Source organism: uncultured Tenacibaculum sp. (genome assembly GCF_947504135.1).
Classification (GTDB): Bacteria; Bacteroidota; Bacteroidia; order Flavobacteriales; family Flavobacteriaceae; genus Polaribacter.
Window position 1 is genome coordinate 99,754 of sequence record NZ_CANNGG010000002.1, and the last position, 19,609, is coordinate 119,362.

The following is a 19,609-nucleotide window of genomic DNA, read 5'->3' on the forward strand; positions in this document are numbered from 1 at the left end:
TTATACAGCTTTATTGTCAATATTTTCTTCTTCGTATATTAACTTATCTGTAATTAGTTTGTTTATTGTTGTTGTTACTTTAAAGAAGGTTTCTAATTCTTCTTCAGTAATATGTTCTCTTACTTTATTATTGAATTGGTATACATGCCCTTTTGAAACTTCGCGCATTTCTTTACCGTATTCGGTAAGTTTTAAAATAACGCTTCTACCATCATTTGGATTTTTCTCGCGACATATAATTCCTTTATCTTCTATTGTTTTTAATAAACGAGAAAGACTTGTAGGTTCCATTCCCATTAACGGTCCTAAAGCAGTAGAAGGAGTACCGTTTTCAAAATCTATATTCAATAAAGCAAAAGCCGTGGCCATTGTGCTATCATGCTTTGCAGCTTGCTCGTTATACATTTTTGCAACGGCTTGCCACGTAGCTCTTAATTGGTGATCTATTGATTTATCCTTGTCCATGGATGCCAAATATATAAAATTTTATTATGCACGCATAGTATTTCGTAAAAAAGTTATGCATGCATAATAAAATTAACAAAAAATTAATCTTGTAACGTTTAGAGAGAAGCGTGTACTAATTGAGTATAAAAATATGTAAGTTTGTCACTGCTGTTTTTAAATAAACGGCAATTAATCAACTATAAAATCTATGAACAATTTATTAGAAATTAATAATGTAGTAAAGCGTTATGGCGATTATACTGCATTAAATAATGTTTCAATGCACATTCCTAAAGGTAGTGTTTTTGGTTTGTTAGGGCCTAACGGTGCAGGAAAGACCTCGCTTATTAGAATTATCAACCAAATAACAATGCCTGATGCTGGTGAAATTATTTTAGATGGAGAGAAGTTAGCTCCAAATCATATAGAACATATTGGATATTTACCTGAAGAAAGAGGGTTGTATAAAAGTATGAAGGTAGGAGAGCAGGCATTGTACCTTGCTCAATTAAAAGGGTTGAGTAAATCGGAAGCTAAAAAACGATTGAAATATTGGTTTGATAAATTTGATATTGGAGCTTGGTGGAATAAAAAGATTGAAGAGTTGTCTAAAGGGATGGCTCAAAAGGTACAGTTTATAGTAACGGTATTACATCAGCCTAAATTATTAATTTTTGATGAGCCTTTTTCTGGTTTCGATCCTATTAATGCACAACTAATAGCTAAAGAAATTTTACAGTTGCGTGATGAAGGAGCTACCATTATTTTTTCTACACATAGAATGGAGTCTGTAGAGGAAATGTGTGATTATATAGCGTTGATTAACAAATCGAATAAAATTTTAGATGGTAAGCTAGAAGATATTAAAAAAGAGTTTAGAACAAATACTTTTCAGGTTGGATTAGCTACTTCTAATTCAAAAGAAGTGGAGCAAAAGCTAAAAGAAAACTTTGAGGTTTTACCAGCAGATTTTAAATTGTTAAATGAAGGGTTAAAATTAAATGTAAAACTTACCAACGGAAGTTCTCCAAACGATTTGTTATCGTATTTAACAACTCAGGGACAAGTACAACATTTTGTAGAGTTAGTACCAAGTGCTAATGATATTTTTATTCAAGCAATCCATAAAAACAGTTAAGCAATGAAAAGATTACGATTAATTATAGAACGCGAGTTTATTGCTAAGGTTAGAAATAAGTCGTTTATCGTTATGACTTTCTTAAGTCCACTGTTAATGATTGGTATGGGGGCTTTAGTATTTTTCTTAATGAAGAAGAACGATGAAAAGGTTAAGAAGATAGTATATGTTGATGAGTCTGGAATGTTCTCTGATGTGTTTGTAGATTCTAAAACAGTAAAGTATGAAGATTTTACTGCTTTAGGAATTGAAGATTCTAAAAAGAAGGTAGAAGAAGGAGATTATTACGGAGCTTTATACATCCCGAAACAAGATAGTTTAGAAATGTTGGCAAAATCGATTGAGTTTTTCTCTAAAGATTCGCCAAGTATGTCTATCATGGAACGTTTAGAGGACAAAATTGATAAGGAGTTACGTCATAAAAAACTAACAAGCTTCGGAATTGATATTGCGCATATTGAGGAGTCTAAAATTTCATCAGAAATTAAAATGTTGAATTTCTCTGGTGAAAAATCATCAAAATTAATCAACGGATTAAAAATTGGTGTAGGAGCTGTTGCAGGATATTTATTGATGATGTTTGTAATGATTTATGGAACATCAGTAATGCGTAGTGTTATTGAAGAAAAAACAAGTAGAATTATCGAGGTAATCGTTTCTTCAGTAAAACCTTTCCAATTAATGTTAGGAAAGATTATTGGAAATGCATCAGCTGGATTGTTACAATTCTTTATTTGGGGAATTTTGTTTTTAGTGTTTAGCCTAGTAGCATCTTCTTTCTTTGGAGTTGATATGATGGAAATGCAGTCAGGAAAAGTATCACCAGAACAAATGGAAGCTATTCAGCAAACAGCAACCAATAAAGGTGAAATGATTGTGCAAGAAATTTTCAGATTGCCTTTAGTAAAAATGTTCTTCTTATTCATTTTCTACTTCTTAGGAGGATATATGTTGTATAGTTCTTTGTTTGCAGCGGTAGGTGCTGCGGTAGATAATGAAACGGATACACAACAATTTATGATGCCTATTATGCTACCGTTAATTTTGGCAGTTTATGTAGGTTTTGCAACGGTAATTAATGATCCTCACGGACCAGTGTCAGTAATATTTTCTTATATACCATTCACATCTCCAATAGTGATGTTAATGAGAATCCCGTTTGGAGTTGCTTGGTGGGAAATAGCCATTTCCATGTTGCTATTAATTCTTACTTTTATGGTGATTGTATGGATTGCTGCTAAAATTTATCGCGTGGGTATTTTAATGTATGGTAAAAAGCCGACTTATAAAGATTTATGGAAGTGGATTCGTTATAATGGGTAATTATCATTTATAAAATAAATTGTAGTATTTAACTCATAGTAATACCTGAAAATGTTTAGATAGTAAATTGCATCTAATCAATAAAAAAAAGAACTAACAGATGAAAGAAGTAATAAAAGAAATAACCGATTTTCTAAATCTTAGAATTCCAGTAGGAGGAAAAGAAGTAGATATTACAATAAAGACAGTTCTGTTTTTAATAATAGGTTTAATTCTTGTGAAAATTTTACTGAAGTACTTAAAAAAACTAGCTAAAAGTAAATTAGAACAAGAAGATAAGAATAAGTTTGATACTATTTTCTCTTTTACAAGTTGGTTAGCTTATGTAGTTGTTTTTTCAATAGCTTTAAGTTCAGCAGGAGTCGATTTAAGTGCAATTTTAGTAGCTTCTTCTGCCTTATTAATAGGTATCGGTTTGGCATTGCAAACTTTTTTTCAAGATATAATATCTGGAATTTTTATTATCCTTGATAAAAGTGTTCATGTAGGTGATATTATAGAGTTAGATGACAAAGTTGGTAGGGTGGAAGAGATAAAACTGAGAACCACTAGAGCCGTAACAATCGATAATAAAGTATTGGTTATTCCTAATCACAAGTATTTATCTAACAGCCTATATAATTGGACGCAAAATGGTACTACTACCAGAGAAAGTGTAACAGTGGGTGTGGCCTATGGTAGTGATGTAGCTTTAGTGAAAAAATTATTGTTGCAAGCGGCCAGTGAACATCCAAAAGTATATCAGCACCCAGCTCCTTTAGTACTTTTTGAAAATTTCGGAGATAGTTCGTTAAACTTTAAATTAATTTTTACATTAAATGATAGTTTTCAGGCAGCGATACCAAAAAGTGATATACGGTTTAAAATAGACGAGCTGTTTAGAGAGCATAATATAAGTATTCCGTTCCCACAAAGAGATATACATATTGTAGATGCTAAAGGGTTGCATTTTGAACCTCCAAAAAAAGAGGTGCTCCAAAACAATCAGAAAGAAATTGAAAGTAAAGAGGAAGGAAATTCTAAAGAAGAATTAAATAATTAAGATGAAAAGCGTTTGGCTTGCTTTTTGAATTGTAACCACCAATGGTTCTTTCTTGTTGTAAAGAGCGTGTTAATAAAGTAGCGTTAATAGATTTAGAAAACGAAATAAGTGAGTTCAAAAAAATGATTTCTAATTTCAAGAATTTATTAAACTAGCTTTTTTAATATCAAAAAGACTAAAAAAATATGAGTAAAATATTAATAATAGAAGATGAAGCTGCAATTCGCAGAGTATTAAAAAAAATTATTTCTGAAGAAAACGATTCCTATGAAGTAGAAGAAGCTGAAGATGGTTTGCAAGGAATTGAAATGATAAAGAAAACAGATTACGATTTAGTGCTGTGTGATATAAAAATGCCAAAAATGGATGGTGTTGAGGTGTTGGAAAAAGCTAGAAAATTAAAACCAGAAACACCAATGGTAATGATTTCTGGTCATGGTGATTTAGATACTGCAGTAAACACCATGCGCTTAGGAGCCTTTGATTATATTTCGAAACCGCCAGATTTAAATCGTTTGTTAAACACAGTTCGTAATGCATTGGATAAAAAAGAACTAGTAGTTGAAAATAAGCGTTTAAAAAAGAAGGTAAGCAAAAACTACGAAATGATTGGTGAAAGTGAGGCTATTATTCATATTAAAGACATGATAGAAAAAGTTTCAGCTACCGATGCTCGTGTATTAATTACAGGGCCTAACGGAACAGGAAAAGAGTTAGTAGCGCATTGGCTGCATGAAAAGTCTGATCGTTCTAAAGCACCAATGATTGAGGTAAACTGTGCAGCTATTCCTTCAGAATTAATAGAAAGTGAACTATTCGGACATGTAAAAGGTAGTTTTACAGGGGCTAATAAAGATAGAGCAGGAAAGTTTGAGGCAGCAAATGGAGGAACCATTTTCTTAGATGAAATAGGAGATATGAGCTTATCTGCACAAGCAAAAGTATTACGCGCATTACAAGAAAATCGTATTCAACGAGTAGGTTCAGATAAAGACATAAAAGTAAATGTACGTGTAGTTGCTGCAACAAATAAAGATTTAAAGAAGGAAATTGAAGAAGGACGTTTCCGTGAAGATTTATATCACCGTTTAGCAGTGATTTTAATTAAAGTTCCTGCGTTGAATGATAGAAGAGAAGATATTCCATTATTAGTAGATTTCTTTGCAAAGAAAATTTCTGAAGAACAAGGGATGCCTAAGAAAGGTTTCTCGGAAGATGCTATTAAATTGTTACAAGAGTATGATTGGACAGGAAATATTAGAGAATTACGAAATGTAGTTGAACGTTTACTTATTTTAGGAGAAAAAGAAGTTTCTAAAAATGATGTAAAACTATTTGCTAGTAAATAATTAATAACGTTTTAAATTTTTGAGTTAATAATCACAGCAATAGAGTTAATTTATATAGATGCTTGTTTTTATTTTTATACAAAACAATAAAAATTATGAACATACAAGCATACTTAGCATTCAGAGGAGAATGTCAAAACGCATTAAATTTTTATGCAGACTTATTTAATGCAAAAATTGTAAACAAACAAACGTACAAAGACTCAAAGAGAGATATTCCAGAAGATTACAGGCATAAAATACAACATGCAGAATTGAAAGGGAAGGGGATTCACATTATGGCGTATGATGTTTCTCCAGATACTCCGCTAAATAGTGGTAATAATATTCAAATGAGTGTTGATTTAGATGATGAGGAGAAAGCTACTGTTGTTTTTAATGAGTTGTCTAACGGAGGTATAGTTCATACTGAACTATTGGAAACGGAATGGAACGCACTGTTTGGGGCTTGTACCGATAAATTTAATATACGTTGGATGGTAAACTGTAAGTTATAGTAAGTAGTTTACAATAATTGTTATATAAATAAAGGTGGAATTGTATTAGAAAGAAGCTAATACAATTTCATCTTTGTTGTTTTGTAAAAGTTCATAAAAGCTAACAGAATTAAGGGGGTATGAAGCTTTTAAAAAAAACACAAAAAAAGAAAATAAATATGAAACAATATTGAGTACGTAATGAGTAAAGCTTATAATTAAAAAACCATCTGAAGAAGATAGTTTTTTAATTATAAGAGGAAAGAAGTTATATGTCTTACACCTAAATTAAAGCTTTGTAGCTATTCAAGATTGAGTTGAAAAAAGATTATTTTAAAAATTTCCTAGCTAAAATATATATTCCAAACTTACCAACTGTTTCAAATATAGTTTGAAACCAATTCCCGACAGATAAATCTTCTTTAAATTGTTCTTTTACAAGTTTAATTTCTTCTAAAGAAATATCTCTTTTAAGCTTCAGTAATTTTAGTTCTTTAGTTATTTCTTTACTATTATTATAGGTTTTCTTCATCGTCAAAATACTTTTTAGATAAATTTTTAATTACAAAATTCTCTACATTTGTTCTCATACTATATGCTATTAAAGCGAAAATTATAAAAAGTAAAGCTACTAACAAGTATCCTAAAACAACATTGTTTAAATAATTACCTATGGTTGCCGATATTGTTACAGCCAAAAAAACAAAAGCAATAAGTAGGAATATACCTATAATAGCAAAATTGAAAATCATGCTTAAAGAAGAGGTTAGTATATAAAATACTTTTAATTTAAAGTATTCTTCAGAATTCTTTATAAAGCTTTCGCCTTTTTCAATTGCTTTTTCAGAGTTGGTATGTATTGATTTGAATATCGACATTATTTAGTTTGTAATTTTTTGTTTTTAGCCTTTAATACTTTTAGTTTTTGTTCTAATTGGGTTATAACATCTTCAGCTTTATAACTAGCATCAGTTACAATAGTTTCTAATTTTTCTTCTAATGAGTTTGTTTTGCTGCTAAGAGATTCAGCCACATTATTTTTTAAGCTTTCAGCTTTATGCTTAACTTCTTCTTTAAGATGTGTTGCTTCTGAAGTAATGGTATCTCTTGCAGAGGCTGCTCCGTCTGCTATTTTTTTTCGTGTATTACTCCCTTTGTCAGGGGCGAATAATATACCTAATCCTGCTCCTACAGCTACTCCTGCTAATAAGCCTAAAATACTTTTATCGTTGCTCATAATATATTTGTTTTTTAATTATTAAATGATTTCTGTAACAAAAATACTTTGATAGCTGATGTTTCTTTAGCTCAATAAATTTAAATGTTAACTCAATTGCTATTAATGACTTATGAGGAAGAAAGAGGGAGTGGTGATTAGAGTGTAAAAAAATAAGCTAGATTCTTTAATTAAAAAAAAATCTAGCTTAAAATATTATTATTTAGTTGTGATTTATACTACATCAAACCTGTCTGCATTCATTACTTTAGTCCAGGCAGTTACAAAATCCTTCACAAACTTTTTCTTGTTGTCGTCTTGTGCGTATACTTCTGCATACGAACGAAGAATAGAGTTAGAACCAAATATCAAATCAACTCGTGTAGCTGTCCACTTAGTGTTTCCTGTCTTACGATCAACAATATTGTATAAGTTTTCCCCTGAAGGCCTCCATGAGTATTTCATATCGGTAAGATTAACAAAGAAGTCGTTACTTAACACACCTTCATTTTCTGTAAACACACCATGTTTAGTTCCTCCGTAGTTAGTTCCTAGCACACGCATTCCCCCAACTAGAACAGTCATTTCAGGAGCGGTTAACCCCATAAGTTGTGTTCTGTCTAATAATAATTCTTCTGGTTTTACTACATAATCTTTCTTTTGCCAATTTCTGTATCCGTCATGTAGAGGCTCTAAAACATCAAAAGATTCAGTATCTGTCATTTCAGCGGTTGCATCACCTCTTCCAGGGGTAAAAGGAACTTTAATGTCAACACCACCATCTTTAGCAGCTTTTTCAACAGCAGCACTACCTCCTAAAACAATTAAATCAGCAATACTTACTTTTTTGCTTAATCCTGATTGAATTTCAGTTAATTTATCAAGCACTTTTTTTAATCTTGTAGGTTCGTTTCCTTCCCAATCTTTTTGAGGAGCTAAACGAATACGGGCACCATTAGCACCACCTCTAAAATCGGAACCTCTGTAAGTTCTAGCACTATCCCAAGCAGTGTTAATTAATTCTGTACGAGTAAGTCCGCAATTTAATAACTTGTCCTTTAGTTCTTCAATTTCTGTAGTACTTAAAGTGTAATCAACAGTTGGAACTGGATCTTGCCAAATCAATGTTTCGGTAGGAGAGTCAGCTCCCAAATAACGAGTGTTTGGACCTAAATCACGATGGGTAAGTTTAAACCAAGCTCTAGCGAAAGCGTCTTCAAAAGCTGCTGGATCGTTGTAGAACTTCTCCGATATTTTTCTGTATTCAGGATCCATTTTCATCGCCATATCTGCATCAGTCATAATAGGATTCCTTTTCACATTCGGATTGTGAGCATCGGTAGGTTTATCTGCTTCATCCATACTTACAGGCTCCCATTGCCACGCACCAGCAGGACTTTTTGTTAATTCCCAATCATGATTTAACAACAAATGAAAGTACGTATGGTTCCATCTATCGGGGGTAGTTGTCCAAGCCCCTTCTAAACCACTAGTAACAGTGTCTGCAGCATTTCCATTCCCTTTAGGGTTCATCCACCCAAAACCTTGATCTTGAACTTCTGCACCTTCAGGGCTTTCACCTAAGGCTCCTGCGTCACCATTACCGTGTGCTTTTCCTACAGTGTGTCCACCAGCAGTTAAAGCAACGGTTTCTTCATCATTCATTGCCATGCGCTTAAAGGTTTCTCTTACGTCTTTTGCGGTTTTTAAAGGATTGGGTTTTCCGTCAACCCCTTCAGGGTTTACATAAATTAATCCCATCATTACAGCAGCTAATGGGTTTTCTAAGTCTCTGTCTCCAGAATATCGAGAACCTTTACTCCCTGTTGGCGCTAACCATTCTTTTTCAGATCCCCAATAAATATCTTTTTCAGGATGCCAAATATCTTCACGTCCACCAGCGAAACCAAATGTTTTGAATCCCATAGATTCGTAAGCCATGTTACCAGCTAAAATTATAAGATCTGCCCAAGATAGTTTGTTTCCGTATTTTTTCTTTATAGGCCATAATAGTCGTCTTGCTTTATCTAAATTACCATTATCAGGCCAACTATTTAGTGGAGCGAAGCGTTGATTACCTGTATTACTACCACCTCTACCATCAGCAACTCTATAGGTACCAGCAGCATGCCACGCCATACGAATCATTAAACCACCATAATGTCCCCAGTCGGCAGGCCACCAATCTTGACTATCGGTCATTAAGTCTTTCAGGTCGTTTTTAACAGCTTCTAAATCTAATTTTTTAAATTCTTCAGCATAATTAAAATTATCTCCTAAAGGATTGGTTTTGGTGTCATGTTGGTGTAGTATGTCTAAGTTCAACGACTTAGGCCACCACTCCATAATATTATCATGTATTTCAGTATTAGCTCCTTGAGAAAAAGGACACTTTCCATTTTTACTAGAAGAGTGTGAGTGTAAATCTTTCATATTTTATATTTTTTTCAGGTTATAATACGTTCAAATTTACAACAAAACAATGAATAATTTTTATCTATGTTTTTTATTTTGGTATAATATATTCTTATTATATGTTTTTTGATAAGGGTTAACTGTTTGGTTTGAAATGTGGTATTTGATTATCTTATTTTTTTCTTTTAAGAGTATTGATAATTCTTATAGTTGAATAAAAAAATATTTTTGCTTTTAGGCTGTAGATAGTAAGAAAGGAAATAAATTTGTCATCGATAAAAAGAACATATTAATTATTAACCTTTAAAAAAATATAAAATGGCTACAGCAGTAGGAAAAAAATTTCCAAGTTTAAACGTAGATGCAATGAACGAAATGGGTGACACGTTTAAGTTAAATGTATTAGAAGAAGCAGTTAAAAATAAGAAAAAAGTGTTGTTGTTTTGGTATCCGAAAGACTTTACTTTCGTTTGTCCAACTGAGTTACATGCTTTTCAAGCTGCATTACCAGAATTTGAAAAAAGAAATACCATTGTAATTGGTGCATCATGTGATACTCCTGAAGTACACTTTGCTTGGTTAAACCAATCTAAGGATAATGGAGGTATTGAAGGTGTTACTTACCCATTATTAGCTGATAGTAACCGTAACTTATCATCTATTTTAGGAATTTTAGATATTTCTAACGAAGTTTATGACGAAGCTACAGGAACTGTACAAGTAGAAGGAGATAACGTAACATACAGAGCTACGTATTTAATTGATGAAGAAGGAACTGTTTTTCATGAAGGAATAAACCATATGCCAGTTGGCCGTAATGTAAATGAATATTTACGTTTAGTAGATGCTTATACTCACGTTCAAGAAAAAGGTGAGGTATGTCCTGCAAACTGGGAAGAAGGTAAAGAAGCTATGCAAGCAAACGCTAAAGCTACAGCAGAGTACTTAGCGGCAAACTAATTAGACATAATTAAAGAAAGGAAACAAGTTCGTGTGAGATAAGTGAAGGGGTCGAGCACGAGCTCCTTTCGAGATAAAATAAATTTTAAGACTATGGTACAAGAATTAAGTCAAGATAATTTATCTGAAGTTGTTGCAGGTAATAAAAAAGTTGTAGTTCAGTTTTCAGCTTCATGGTGTGGTAACTGCCGTATTATGAAACCTAAATTTAAAAAGTTATCTTCTGAGAATGAAGATATGGTTTTTGTAATAGCTGATGCCGAAAAATTTCCAGAGAGTAGAAAACTTGCTGATGTGAGTAACTTGCCTACTTTTGCTACTTATATTGATGGAAAATTAGTAAATCAAACGCAAACCAATAAGTTTGATGTATTGAAAGATTTAGTAAACGAAGTAGCTTAATTATGAAATTACCAGTAATTAAACATTTAACTTCATTTATTGAAGAAAACGATCAAGATTACGTACTAGAAACTATTGAAACTCTTGAAGCCTTAACGGAAGTTCCTTCGTTAAAAGACGAAGAACTAGACGTGATAGGAGAGTTAATCTCTAATATGTATGGAGCAATTGAAGTTGATAAAATGATTAAAGACGGAACACCAAAAAAAGAAGCATTAAATAACTTCATGAAACGTGTTTTAGGTTCTATTGACCAATAGTTTTCTATATACAATATTTAATAAAAAGTCCTGAATTTATAAGTTTAGGACTTTTTTTATATAAACTTTTGGTTATAGCTCTTACCTAATTTTATAGAATATTCAATCACATTTTTAATGATCTTTCTATTGTCGTTTTTACGCCAATTAATGTATAGTTCGGTACTTTCTGGTAGCATGATAAAACGAAGATTGGTATTTAAAGAAAATTGATAGGAGTAAGGTAAAATAGAAATACCCAAACCTCTACCAATTAAATTTAAAATCATGCTTCCAAAATCGGATTCAATATGAGTTTGAGGTTCAAAGCCGTAAGTATTAAAAATATTGCGTAACAACGAAGAAAAATAAGTGGTATGATGTAACCCTGAAAGAATAAACTTTTCATCTTTTACATCCCTTAAATCTTCAAATGAATCTTCCGTTACCCAATGATCTTTTGGAACTACAAGGCAAACGGGTTCAGCATAGAGCCTTTCAGATAAAATAGAAGTATTTAAAACCTCATTTCTACTAAAAGCAAAGTCTATTTGATAACTGGAAAGAAGCTTCTCAAGTGTAATGTCAGTAGGCTCCATAAGTTCTACTTTTAAATCAGGTTTCTCTTCTGAAAATATTTTGAGTAATTCAGGTAAATAGTTGTATGAGATAGAACCGGGATAAGCGATACTAACAAGCCCAGAAGAACCTTCATCAATTTTTTTTGCATGTTTATGTGTGCGATCAAATTCGTCTAGTAAAACGTCCCATTTTTTCTTAAGAAATACGCCAGCCTCTGTAAGTTTTACATTTCTTTTATCTCGTTCAAATAAAGTAACACCTAATTCTTCCTCTAAAGACTGAATTTGTCTACTTAATGACGATTGAGAGGTGTAAACTTTCTCTGCTGTTTTCCAAAAATGTAGTTCTTCTGCTAGTGTTAAAAAATATCGAATTTGTTGAAATGTCATTCTAATGCGTTTTTTGCATTAATTAATCAAAAATAAGTATTTTTTAATAAAGAGAACCGCAGTTGCTTTGCATAAAAAACTTTGTAATCATTTTTAAAAAGTAAAGAAATGGGAATTGAGAATTTTATCGCATTTTTAGTAGCAACTGTTCTTTTTGTGTTAACACCAGGAATAGAAACTGTTTTTTTAATTAATAAGTCAATTAGCCAAGGACGAAGGTCTGGTATATATACCAGCTTTGGCTTAAACACAGGTGCTTTAGTACATACATTGTTTGGAGCATTGGGTTTGTCAATTATGGTAGCTAAATCAGCATTATTTTTTGCATTGATTAAATATTTAGGAGCGGCTTATTTAATTTATTTAGGAATAGCAAAAGTAATGTCAAAAAAAGGTTTGATAGCTGAAACGAATGAAGAACAAAAGAAAGATTCAGCAAAAAGTAGCTTTGCATCAGGATTTGTTACTAATATATTAAACCCGAAAGTTGCATTATTCTTTATAGCTTTTTTTCCGCAGTTTATAAGTCCAACAGAAATAGAAAATCCAGTTCCTTTTATGATTTTAGGAGTAATTTATGCAACGATGACTACTGTTTGGTATTTAGTTTTAACATCGTTTGCGGGATCATTTTCAACGAAAATTAAAGAGAACGAAAAAATAGGCGTAAGACTAAAGAAAGTATCAGGAGCAATATTTGTATTGATGGGGTTACAAATAGCGTTTATGTAACAATTCAAACCGATAGAGATTGAAAACTTCGCTATCGGTTTGAATTATTTTTTTCAAAATTTTGTTATTACTAACTGATAATAAAGTTGAAATTACTAAGAGTGTGTTAGTTTACTTATAATTTCTTTATGCTGTGGAAAGAATTGTATGAGTTCTTCTCTTTTAGGTAAAACAAAATCGTTGAAGTCAAACCCAGGAGCAACTGTACAACCTGTAAAAGCATATGAGTTTTCTTTACTAACTTCAGCAGCAAACCAGTAACCAGCCGGAACTACAAATTGTGGCTGCTCATTATTTTCTATGTTATTTCCAATCAATACAAAAGAGTAGCTTCCTTCGGGAGAAATCATATGTAGTTTTAAAGTACTTCCTTTATAGAAATGCTAAATTTCATCTTGATTGATTTTATGAAAAGCAGAAAATTTTTCAGAAGTCAATAAAAAATAAATACAAGTACTGTAATTTCTATCACCTACAAAGTAAGAATTTAAGTGATCATTTTTAATTATTCCGTTGCTTCTGTATGTTTCTTTATAAAAACCGCCTTCAGGATGCTCCTTTAAGTCAAACTTTTTAATTATTTGTTGAGCTGTCATTTCCTTTTTGTTCGTTTACTTTTTTAATAATTGCTTTTAAACGTTCTTTGGTACGTTGTTTTTCTAAACGAAGTTTATTTTCTTTCTGCTTCATCAAGCGCGTATGCTTCGCTTTGTTTACTGTGTTTTTTGCTTTTCCTTTTTTAGCCATTTTTTGATGTTTTAATAGCTAACAACCCTAAGAAAGTTAAGAATCCGTTTAATATCAATACAAAGAATCCAAAGTCAAACCCGAGTTTTTCTTTGCTGTAAAAACTAATAACATAGGTTAGCACTGGAGCAATTAAACAAATGATAGGAACTAACTTGTCTTTTATATTTAGCTTGGTAAATAATCCGAAAGCATATAAACCTAATAGCGGTCCATAAGTGTAACCAGCAAATTGGAATATTTTAGCAATTACACTCTCGTTAGCAATAAAATATTTAAAAATTAAGATGGTAGCGACTAAAATAAAAGAGAATAGTACATGGATTTTCTTTCGTGTTTTCTCTTTTTCTTCTTCGTTATCTTTCTTATCAATTTCTAGAATATCAATACTAAAGGATGTAGTTAACGAAGTTAAAGCACTATCAGCACTTGAATATGCTGCTGCAATTAAACCAAGTAAAAAGAATAGAGAAGTAGCCAATCCTAAATCACCACTCATTGCTATAGTAGGAAATAAGTTGTCTTTATGAGCGTTTAGTTCATTTGCTGTAGCGTAATCAGTTAACAGGATTCCTAAAGCTAAGAAGAAGAAGTTAACAATGACTAGCACAAAGGTAAACCAAAACATGTTTTTTTGAGCATCTTTTAAATTGCGGCAGGTCAAGTTTTTTTGCATCATGTCTTGATCCAAACCTGTCATTACAATTGAAATAAAAGCTCCTGAAAAGAATTGTTTCCAAAAATAATTACCAGCCTTTACATCGTCAAAAAAGAAAGTTTTAGATAAGCTATTATCTGTTACATATGAAAACAAATTATCAATTTGCATTTCATCTTTTATCATTACGATACAAACTCCAACAGCAATTAGCATAAACAGCGTTTGTAAAGTATCTGTCCATACAATAGTTTTTATACCTCCTTTAAAAGTATATAGCCATATAAGTAAAATGGTAATGGTTACCGTTACCCAAAACGGAATTCCATAAGCATCAAACAAAATTAATTGTAATACATTGGCCACTAAAAACAAACGAAAGGCAGCACCAATAGTTCTTGAGAGTAAGAAAAATGAGGCACCTGTTTTATATGAATGTCTACCGAAACGTCCCTCTAAATAGGTGTAAATAGAAGTTAAATTTAATCGGTAATAGAGTGGAAGTAGTACCAATCCAATAACGGCATAACCTAATACATACCCTAGTACCATTTGCATATAACTCATTTTGTCACCTTCAACCCAACCAGGAACCGAAATAAAAGTAACTCCAGATAATGATGCTCCAATCATACCAAAGGCAACTAAATACCAAGGAGATGAGTTGTTTGCTTTAAAAAATGTTTGATTGTTTGCCGATTTACCTGTGATGTATGAGATAAGAATTAATACACCAAAATAGGCTAAAATAAGGAGTAGTATATGTAACGGTTGCATATAGTTAAATTATGAATTACGAATGTACTAAAATTATCATTCGTAATTCATAATTAACATTATCTAAGAAAGCTCAATAACGACATCTTCTGTTTTTCTACGAACTTTTTTTAAGTCTTTCATGTAGTCATCTTCTGCTCTAAAACCAACAGGTAACACTAAAACTGATTGTAAGTTGTATTTATCTAATTCTAAAATCTCATCATATTTTTCAGGAACAAAACCTTCCATAGGGCAGCTGTCAATTTTTTCATTTGCAGCAACAGTCATTAAGTTTCCTAAAGCAATATATGCTTGGTTTTTCATCCAATGGAATAATACTTCAGGAGATTTATTCTCTATATCGTTAGTTAAAAACTCTTTGAAAGGATTTAAAATTTCATCGGGTGTGTTTCTTATGTCTTTTACTAATTTAAAATAGCTCTCAACATCTTTAGTAGTAAGTTCTTTTGGGGTACACAATACCAATAAATGAGAAGCCTGTGCAACTTGGTGTTGATTACAAGAATGTGCCACCAATTGTAGTTGTAAATCTTTGTTTTTAACCACAACCATTTTTACAGGTTGTAATCCATAGGAAGTGGCTGTTAAGTTAAATGCTTCTTTTAAAATATTGATTTGTTCTTCGGAAAGAAATTTATGTTCGTCAAATTTTTTAACGGCATAACGCCACTGTAAATTTTCAATGCTGTTCATGTGGTTTGTTTTTTACTCAGCAAAAATAGAGGAATAAAAAGTTGCCTAAAAATACTTTGAATAATTAATATTTATAGTATCATAGAAATATTTTGTACATTGAAAGTGAAAAAGATAGCGTATGAAAGAAGAATTTTTACACTTTTTGTGGCAATACAAATTATTTAACAAAGCAAGCTTAACATCAGTAAAAGGAGGAGTCATTGAAGTTCTAGATTCAGGAAGTTATAATACGAATTCAGGACCAGATTTTTTAAACGCAAAATTGAAGATTGATGATCAGTTATGGGTAGGAAATGTTGAAATTCATATAAAGTCATCAGATTGGTATGCGCATCATCACGAGGAAGACGCAAATTTTGATGCTGTTATTCTGCATGTGGTTTGGAGTTATGATGCTGATGTGTTTATGAAAAATAATCTTCCTTTACCTACGGTAGCTTTGGAAGAATTTGTTCAAAAAGAAGTGTTAGAGAACTATCAAAAATTGTTTTCAGCAGAACAACGGTGGATTCCCTGTGAAAAACAAATCAATGAAGTAGATTCCTTTTTATTGAATAATTGGTTAGAGCGTTTGTATTTTGAACGTTTAGAAAACAAGTCAGTTTTTATAAAAGAATTACTTCAGCAATCAAATAATGATTATGAAGCGGTGCTGTTTCAGTTGTTAGCCAAAAATTTTGGATTGAAAGTAAACGGAGCAACTTTTTTACAACTGGCACAATCGTTTGATTTTTCAGTATTGAGAAAGGTTCGATTTAACGAAGAACAATTGTCTGCTTTATTGTTTGGACAAGCGGGATTTTTAGAAGATGAAGTTGAAGATGGTTACTATCAACAACTACAAAAAGAGTACAAATACTTACAGCACAAACATCAGTTACAGCCTTTAGCAAAAAATCGATTTCAATTTTTTAGAATGAGACCGAATAACTTTCCAACGATTCGGATAGCGCAGTTTATGGCGTTATATTTCAGACATCAACATTTGTTTTCTCAAATACTAGAAGTTTCTCGTTTACAAGATTTTTATATGTTGTTTTCGGTGGAAGTGAATGACTTTTGGAAAACCCACTATACGTTTGAAACTACTTCAAAAAAATCACCGAAAAGATTAACTAAATCGTTTGTTGATTTATTGGTCATCAATACGATTATCCCTTTAAAATTTGTGTACGAACAAGAAAGAGGATCGGTAAATGAAGAAAAATTATTGCAGTTGATACAACAATTAAAACCAGAAAAGAATTCAATTATCAGCAAGTTTTCAGCGTTGAAAATTGTACCGAAAAATGCTTTTGAAACTCAAGCTTTGTTAGAATTGAAAAACAACTATTGTTCAAAGAAACAATGCTTGCAATGTGCTGTTGGTAATGGTTTATTGCGTAAATAAAAAATCTCGTGAATTTAAAACTCACGAGATTCATCTATATTCTTTTATATAAAAAGCGAAGCAGTCTATCTTCTACCAAGATTAGTATAAACTTTTAAATTTAGCAGGATTCGCTTCGTGCATAATTTCATATACTTTTTCAAAAATATCTTCTGCAGATGGTTTAGAGAAATAATCACCATCAGTACCATAAGCAGGTCTATGTGCTTTTGCTGTTAATGTTTGTGGCTTACTATCTAAATGCCTGTAACCATTTTGATTTTCAACAATTTCTTGTAATAAATACGCTGAAGCTCCTCCAGGAACATCTTCGTCAACAACTAATAAACGATTTGTTTTAGCTACCGATTTAACTGTATCATGATTCAAGTCAAAAGGTAATAAACTTTGCGCATCTACAATTTCTACATCTATACCTACTTGTGCTAAATCTTTAGCAGCTTCTTCAACAATTCGTAGGGTAGAACCATAAGAAACAATGGTGATATCATTTCCTTCTTTGATAGTTTCAACAACACCAATTGGAGTTTTAAAATCTCCTAAGTTTGTTGGTAGCTCTTCTTTTAAGCGGTATCCGTTTAAACATTCTACTACTAAAGCAGGGTCATCACCTTCTAATAAAGTGTTGTAGAATCCAGCAGCTTTCGTCATGTTACGAGGAACTAATACATGAATTCCTCTTACGTTGTTTATTATTCCACCCATTGGTGAACCTGAATGCCAAATTCCTTCTAAACGATGTCCACGGGTACGGATAATTAAAGGAGCTTTTTGTTTTCCAAAAGTACGGTAACGTAGCGTTGCTAAATCGTCACTCATAATTTGTAAAGCATATAATAAATAATCTAAATATTGAATTTCAGCAATTGGACGTAAACCACGCATTGCCATTCCAATACCTTGACCTAAAATGGTAGCTTCTCGAATTCCAGTATCAGAAACACGTAACTCACCAAATTTTTCTTGTAAACCTTCTAATCCTTGGTTTACATCTCCGATATAACCAGCATCTTCACCAAAAATTAATACTTCAGGGTGTTTAGCTAAAATAGCCTCGAAGTTATCACGCATAATAATACGTGCATCTACCATATTTTTTTCTGAAGCATAGGTTGGAGCTTCGGCAGGAATATTTTCAGTAGCTAATTCAGTTTCACTTAATAAATGAGCTGAATATTTTACAGCAGCTTTATCAATTGAAGTTTTAATAAAGTTTTGAAGTGCAGTTTTTTCAGTGAAATCTTCATCTCTTAAGTAACGTAACGTTTTACGAGCAGCTACTAAAATATCTTTTCTAATTGGTTCAGAAATTGCGGCTAAATCATTTTTATATTTTGAAATGAAAGAACCGTTGTTACTTTTTTGTGCAATGGTATCTAACAAAGCAATAGCTTCGGCTACTTCTGCTTTTATTTCGTTTGTATATGCGCTCCAAGCATCACGTTTAGCTTTACTAACTTCTTTTTTCGCTTCTTTTTCAATATTGATTAAATCTTCTTCAGAATCAATAAATTTTAAAGTTTCTCCGTCTTCATTTTCTAATTCAAACTCTAAAATCCATTTACGCATTTGAGCAATACAATCAAATTCTTGCTCCCATTGTAAACGCTCTTTCGATTTGTAACGTTCGTGAGAACCAGAAGTAGAGTGTCCTTGAGGTTGCGTTAATTCTTTTACATGAATTAATACAGGAATATGTTGCTCTCTTGCAATTTGAGAAGCTTTGTTATAAGTGTCGATTAGCTGAACATAATCCCATCCATTTACTACAAAGATTTCATACCCGTTACTTTCGTTTTCACGTTGGAATCCTTTTAAAATTTCAGAAATGCTTTCTTTGGTAGTTTGATGACGTGCGTGTACTGAAATTCCGTACTCATCATCCCAAACATTCATCACCATTGGAACTTGTAAAACACCAGCTGCGTTGATTGTTTCAAAAAACAATCCTTCACTTGTACTAGCATTACCAATGGTGCCCCAAGCAACTTCGTTTCCGTTGATTGAAAAATTAGTGTGTTTTTCTAATCCTTCAACGTTTCTGTAAATTTTAGATGCTTGTGCCAATCCTAATAAACGAGGCATTTGTCCTGCAGTAGGAGAGATATCTGATGATGAATTTTTTTGAGCGGTTAAGTTTTTCCAGTTACCGTTTTCATCTATAGAATGTGTTGCAAAATGTCCTCCCATTTGACGACCGGCAGACATAGGCTCAATATCAATATCAGTATGTGCGTATAATCCTGCAAAAAATTGTTGTGGAGTTAATTCTCCAATAGCCATCATAAAGGTTTGGTCACGATAATAACCTGATCTGAAATCTCCATTTTGAAAAGCTTTAGCCATAGCTAACTGTGGTACTTCTTTACCATCTCCAAAAATTCCAAATTTAGCTTTACCTGTTAAAACTTCTCTTCTTCCTAATAAACTACATTCTCGACTAATACGAGCAATTCTATAGTCCTTTAAAACTTCATTTTTAAAATCTTGAAAAGAAAGCTGTTGAGTATTAGCTATTTCGGTATTTTGCATCATAATCATCTAATTTAGGTATGGTTACAAAGATAGGTTTTTTAGTTGAAATTTAAAAATTTCTCTTTTCATTGCATATTTTTCAAAAATAAAGCG

At 32.1% G+C, this 19,609-nt stretch carries 20 protein-coding genes and 1 pseudogene; 10 read left to right on the forward strand and 11 right to left on the reverse strand.

Annotated features, from left to right (window positions below; all coding sequences use genetic code 11):
- Positions 1-465, reverse strand: a complete 465-nt coding sequence (locus Q0663_RS03835; protein WP_299006625.1) for a MarR family transcriptional regulator — start codon at positions 463-465, stop codon at positions 1-3.
- 190 nt (positions 466-655) lie between these two features.
- Here Q0663_RS03835 and Q0663_RS03840 point away from each other — a divergent pair, with 190 nt between their 5' ends.
- The 5 genes from Q0663_RS03840 (at position 656) to Q0663_RS03860 (ending at position 5,796) form a co-directional block, all read left to right on the forward strand.
- Positions 656-1,585 carry an ABC transporter ATP-binding protein gene (locus Q0663_RS03840; protein WP_073184572.1) on the forward strand — a complete coding sequence of 310 codons (930 nt, stop codon included), beginning with the start codon at positions 656-658 and terminating at the stop codon, positions 1,583-1,585.
- A 3-nt stretch (positions 1,586-1,588) separates the two neighbouring features.
- On the forward strand, positions 1,589-2,908 hold the full coding sequence (locus Q0663_RS03845) for an ABC transporter permease (RefSeq protein WP_299006631.1): 1,320 nt from the start codon (positions 1,589-1,591) through the stop codon (positions 2,906-2,908).
- Between the two features lie 100 nt (positions 2,909-3,008).
- A complete protein-coding gene (locus Q0663_RS03850; RefSeq protein WP_299006634.1) occupies positions 3,009-3,950 on the forward strand; it encodes a mechanosensitive ion channel domain-containing protein in 942 nt (313 codons plus the stop codon).
- A gap of 185 nt (positions 3,951-4,135) precedes the next feature.
- Entirely contained in the window at positions 4,136-5,299 is a 1,164-nt protein-coding gene (locus Q0663_RS03855) for a sigma-54 dependent transcriptional regulator (protein WP_299006637.1), read from the forward strand.
- 95 nt (positions 5,300-5,394) lie between these two features.
- Positions 5,395-5,796 (forward strand): VOC family protein, encoded by a 402-nt coding sequence (locus Q0663_RS03860; protein ID WP_299006639.1) that lies wholly within the window; start codon positions 5,395-5,397, stop codon positions 5,794-5,796.
- A 307-nt stretch (positions 5,797-6,103) separates the two neighbouring features.
- On the opposite strand, the gene Q0663_RS03865 is transcribed toward Q0663_RS03860, so the two are convergent.
- The 4 genes from Q0663_RS03865 to katG form a co-directional block, all read right to left on the reverse strand.
- Entirely contained in the window at positions 6,104-6,307 is a 204-nt protein-coding gene (locus tag Q0663_RS03865) for a hypothetical protein (RefSeq protein WP_299006641.1), read from the reverse strand.
- Positions 6,291-6,653, reverse strand: coding sequence for a phage holin family protein (locus Q0663_RS03870; protein WP_159493717.1), 363 nt, complete (start codon positions 6,651-6,653; stop codon positions 6,291-6,293). The genes Q0663_RS03865 and Q0663_RS03870 overlap by 17 nt, the downstream gene beginning before the upstream one ends.
- Complete coding sequence (locus Q0663_RS03875) at positions 6,653-7,012, reverse strand: YtxH domain-containing protein (RefSeq protein WP_047790071.1); 360 nt, start codon at positions 7,010-7,012, stop codon at positions 6,653-6,655. Before Q0663_RS03875 ends, Q0663_RS03870 begins: the two co-directional genes overlap by 1 nt.
- 213 nt (positions 7,013-7,225) lie before the next feature.
- A complete protein-coding gene (katG, locus tag Q0663_RS03880) occupies positions 7,226-9,424 on the reverse strand; it encodes a catalase/peroxidase HPI (protein WP_299006661.1) in 2,199 nt (732 codons plus the stop codon).
- A 300-nt stretch (positions 9,425-9,724) separates the two neighbouring features.
- On the opposite strand from katG, the gene Q0663_RS03885 reads away from it, so the two are divergent.
- The 3 genes from Q0663_RS03885 (at position 9,725) to Q0663_RS03895 (ending at position 11,028) form a co-directional block, all read left to right on the forward strand.
- Positions 9,725-10,366, forward strand: coding sequence for a peroxiredoxin (locus Q0663_RS03885; protein WP_047790073.1), 642 nt, complete (start codon positions 9,725-9,727; stop codon positions 10,364-10,366).
- A 93-nt stretch (positions 10,367-10,459) separates the two neighbouring features.
- The gene (locus Q0663_RS03890) at positions 10,460-10,768 is read left to right on the forward strand and encodes a co-chaperone YbbN (RefSeq protein ID WP_047790074.1); all 309 of its coding nucleotides are present in this window, start codon (positions 10,460-10,462) and stop codon (positions 10,766-10,768) included.
- Positions 10,769-10,770: 2 nt separating this feature from the next.
- Positions 10,771-11,028: a hypothetical protein gene (locus Q0663_RS03895; protein ID WP_028892839.1), complete on the forward strand. Its 258-nt coding sequence runs from the start codon at positions 10,771-10,773 to the stop codon at positions 11,026-11,028.
- A gap of 56 nt (positions 11,029-11,084) precedes the next feature.
- Here the strand turns inward: Q0663_RS03895 and Q0663_RS03900 are convergent, their stop codons facing one another.
- A complete protein-coding gene (locus Q0663_RS03900; protein ID WP_299006668.1) occupies positions 11,085-11,978 on the reverse strand; it encodes a LysR family transcriptional regulator in 894 nt (297 codons plus the stop codon).
- 108 nt (positions 11,979-12,086) lie between these two features.
- On the opposite strand from Q0663_RS03900, the gene Q0663_RS03905 reads away from it, so the two are divergent.
- Entirely contained in the window at positions 12,087-12,710 is a 624-nt protein-coding gene (locus Q0663_RS03905; protein WP_299006671.1) for a LysE family translocator, read from the forward strand.
- Positions 12,711-12,805: 95 nt separating this feature from the next.
- Here the strand turns inward: Q0663_RS03905 and Q0663_RS03910 are convergent.
- The 4 genes and pseudogenes from Q0663_RS03910 to Q0663_RS03925 form a co-directional block, all read right to left on the reverse strand.
- Positions 12,806-13,306: pseudogene (locus Q0663_RS03910) on the reverse strand (cupin domain-containing protein).
- Complete coding sequence (locus Q0663_RS03915; protein WP_299006674.1) at positions 13,284-13,457, reverse strand: hypothetical protein; 174 nt, start codon at positions 13,455-13,457, stop codon at positions 13,284-13,286. The pseudogene Q0663_RS03910 and the gene Q0663_RS03915 overlap by 23 nt, the downstream one beginning before the upstream one ends.
- A complete protein-coding gene (locus tag Q0663_RS03920; RefSeq protein WP_299006677.1) occupies positions 13,450-14,892 on the reverse strand; it encodes a sodium:solute symporter in 1,443 nt (480 codons plus the stop codon). Before Q0663_RS03920 ends, Q0663_RS03915 begins: the two co-directional genes overlap by 8 nt.
- Positions 14,893-14,955: 63 nt before the next feature.
- Positions 14,956-15,588, reverse strand: coding sequence for an NAD(P)H-dependent oxidoreductase (locus Q0663_RS03925; protein ID WP_299006679.1), 633 nt, complete (start codon positions 15,586-15,588; stop codon positions 14,956-14,958).
- Between the two features lie 121 nt (positions 15,589-15,709).
- On the opposite strand from Q0663_RS03925, the gene Q0663_RS03930 reads away from it, so the two are divergent.
- Complete coding sequence (locus Q0663_RS03930) at positions 15,710-16,981, forward strand: DUF2851 family protein (RefSeq protein ID WP_299006681.1); 1,272 nt, start codon at positions 15,710-15,712, stop codon at positions 16,979-16,981.
- An 81-nt stretch (positions 16,982-17,062) separates the two neighbouring features.
- On the opposite strand, the gene Q0663_RS03935 is transcribed toward Q0663_RS03930, so the two are convergent.
- The gene (locus Q0663_RS03935; protein WP_299006685.1) at positions 17,063-19,516 is read right to left on the reverse strand and encodes a thiamine pyrophosphate-dependent enzyme; all 2,454 of its coding nucleotides are present in this window, start codon (positions 19,514-19,516) and stop codon (positions 17,063-17,065) included.
- Between the last annotated feature and the right edge of the window lie 93 nt (positions 19,517-19,609).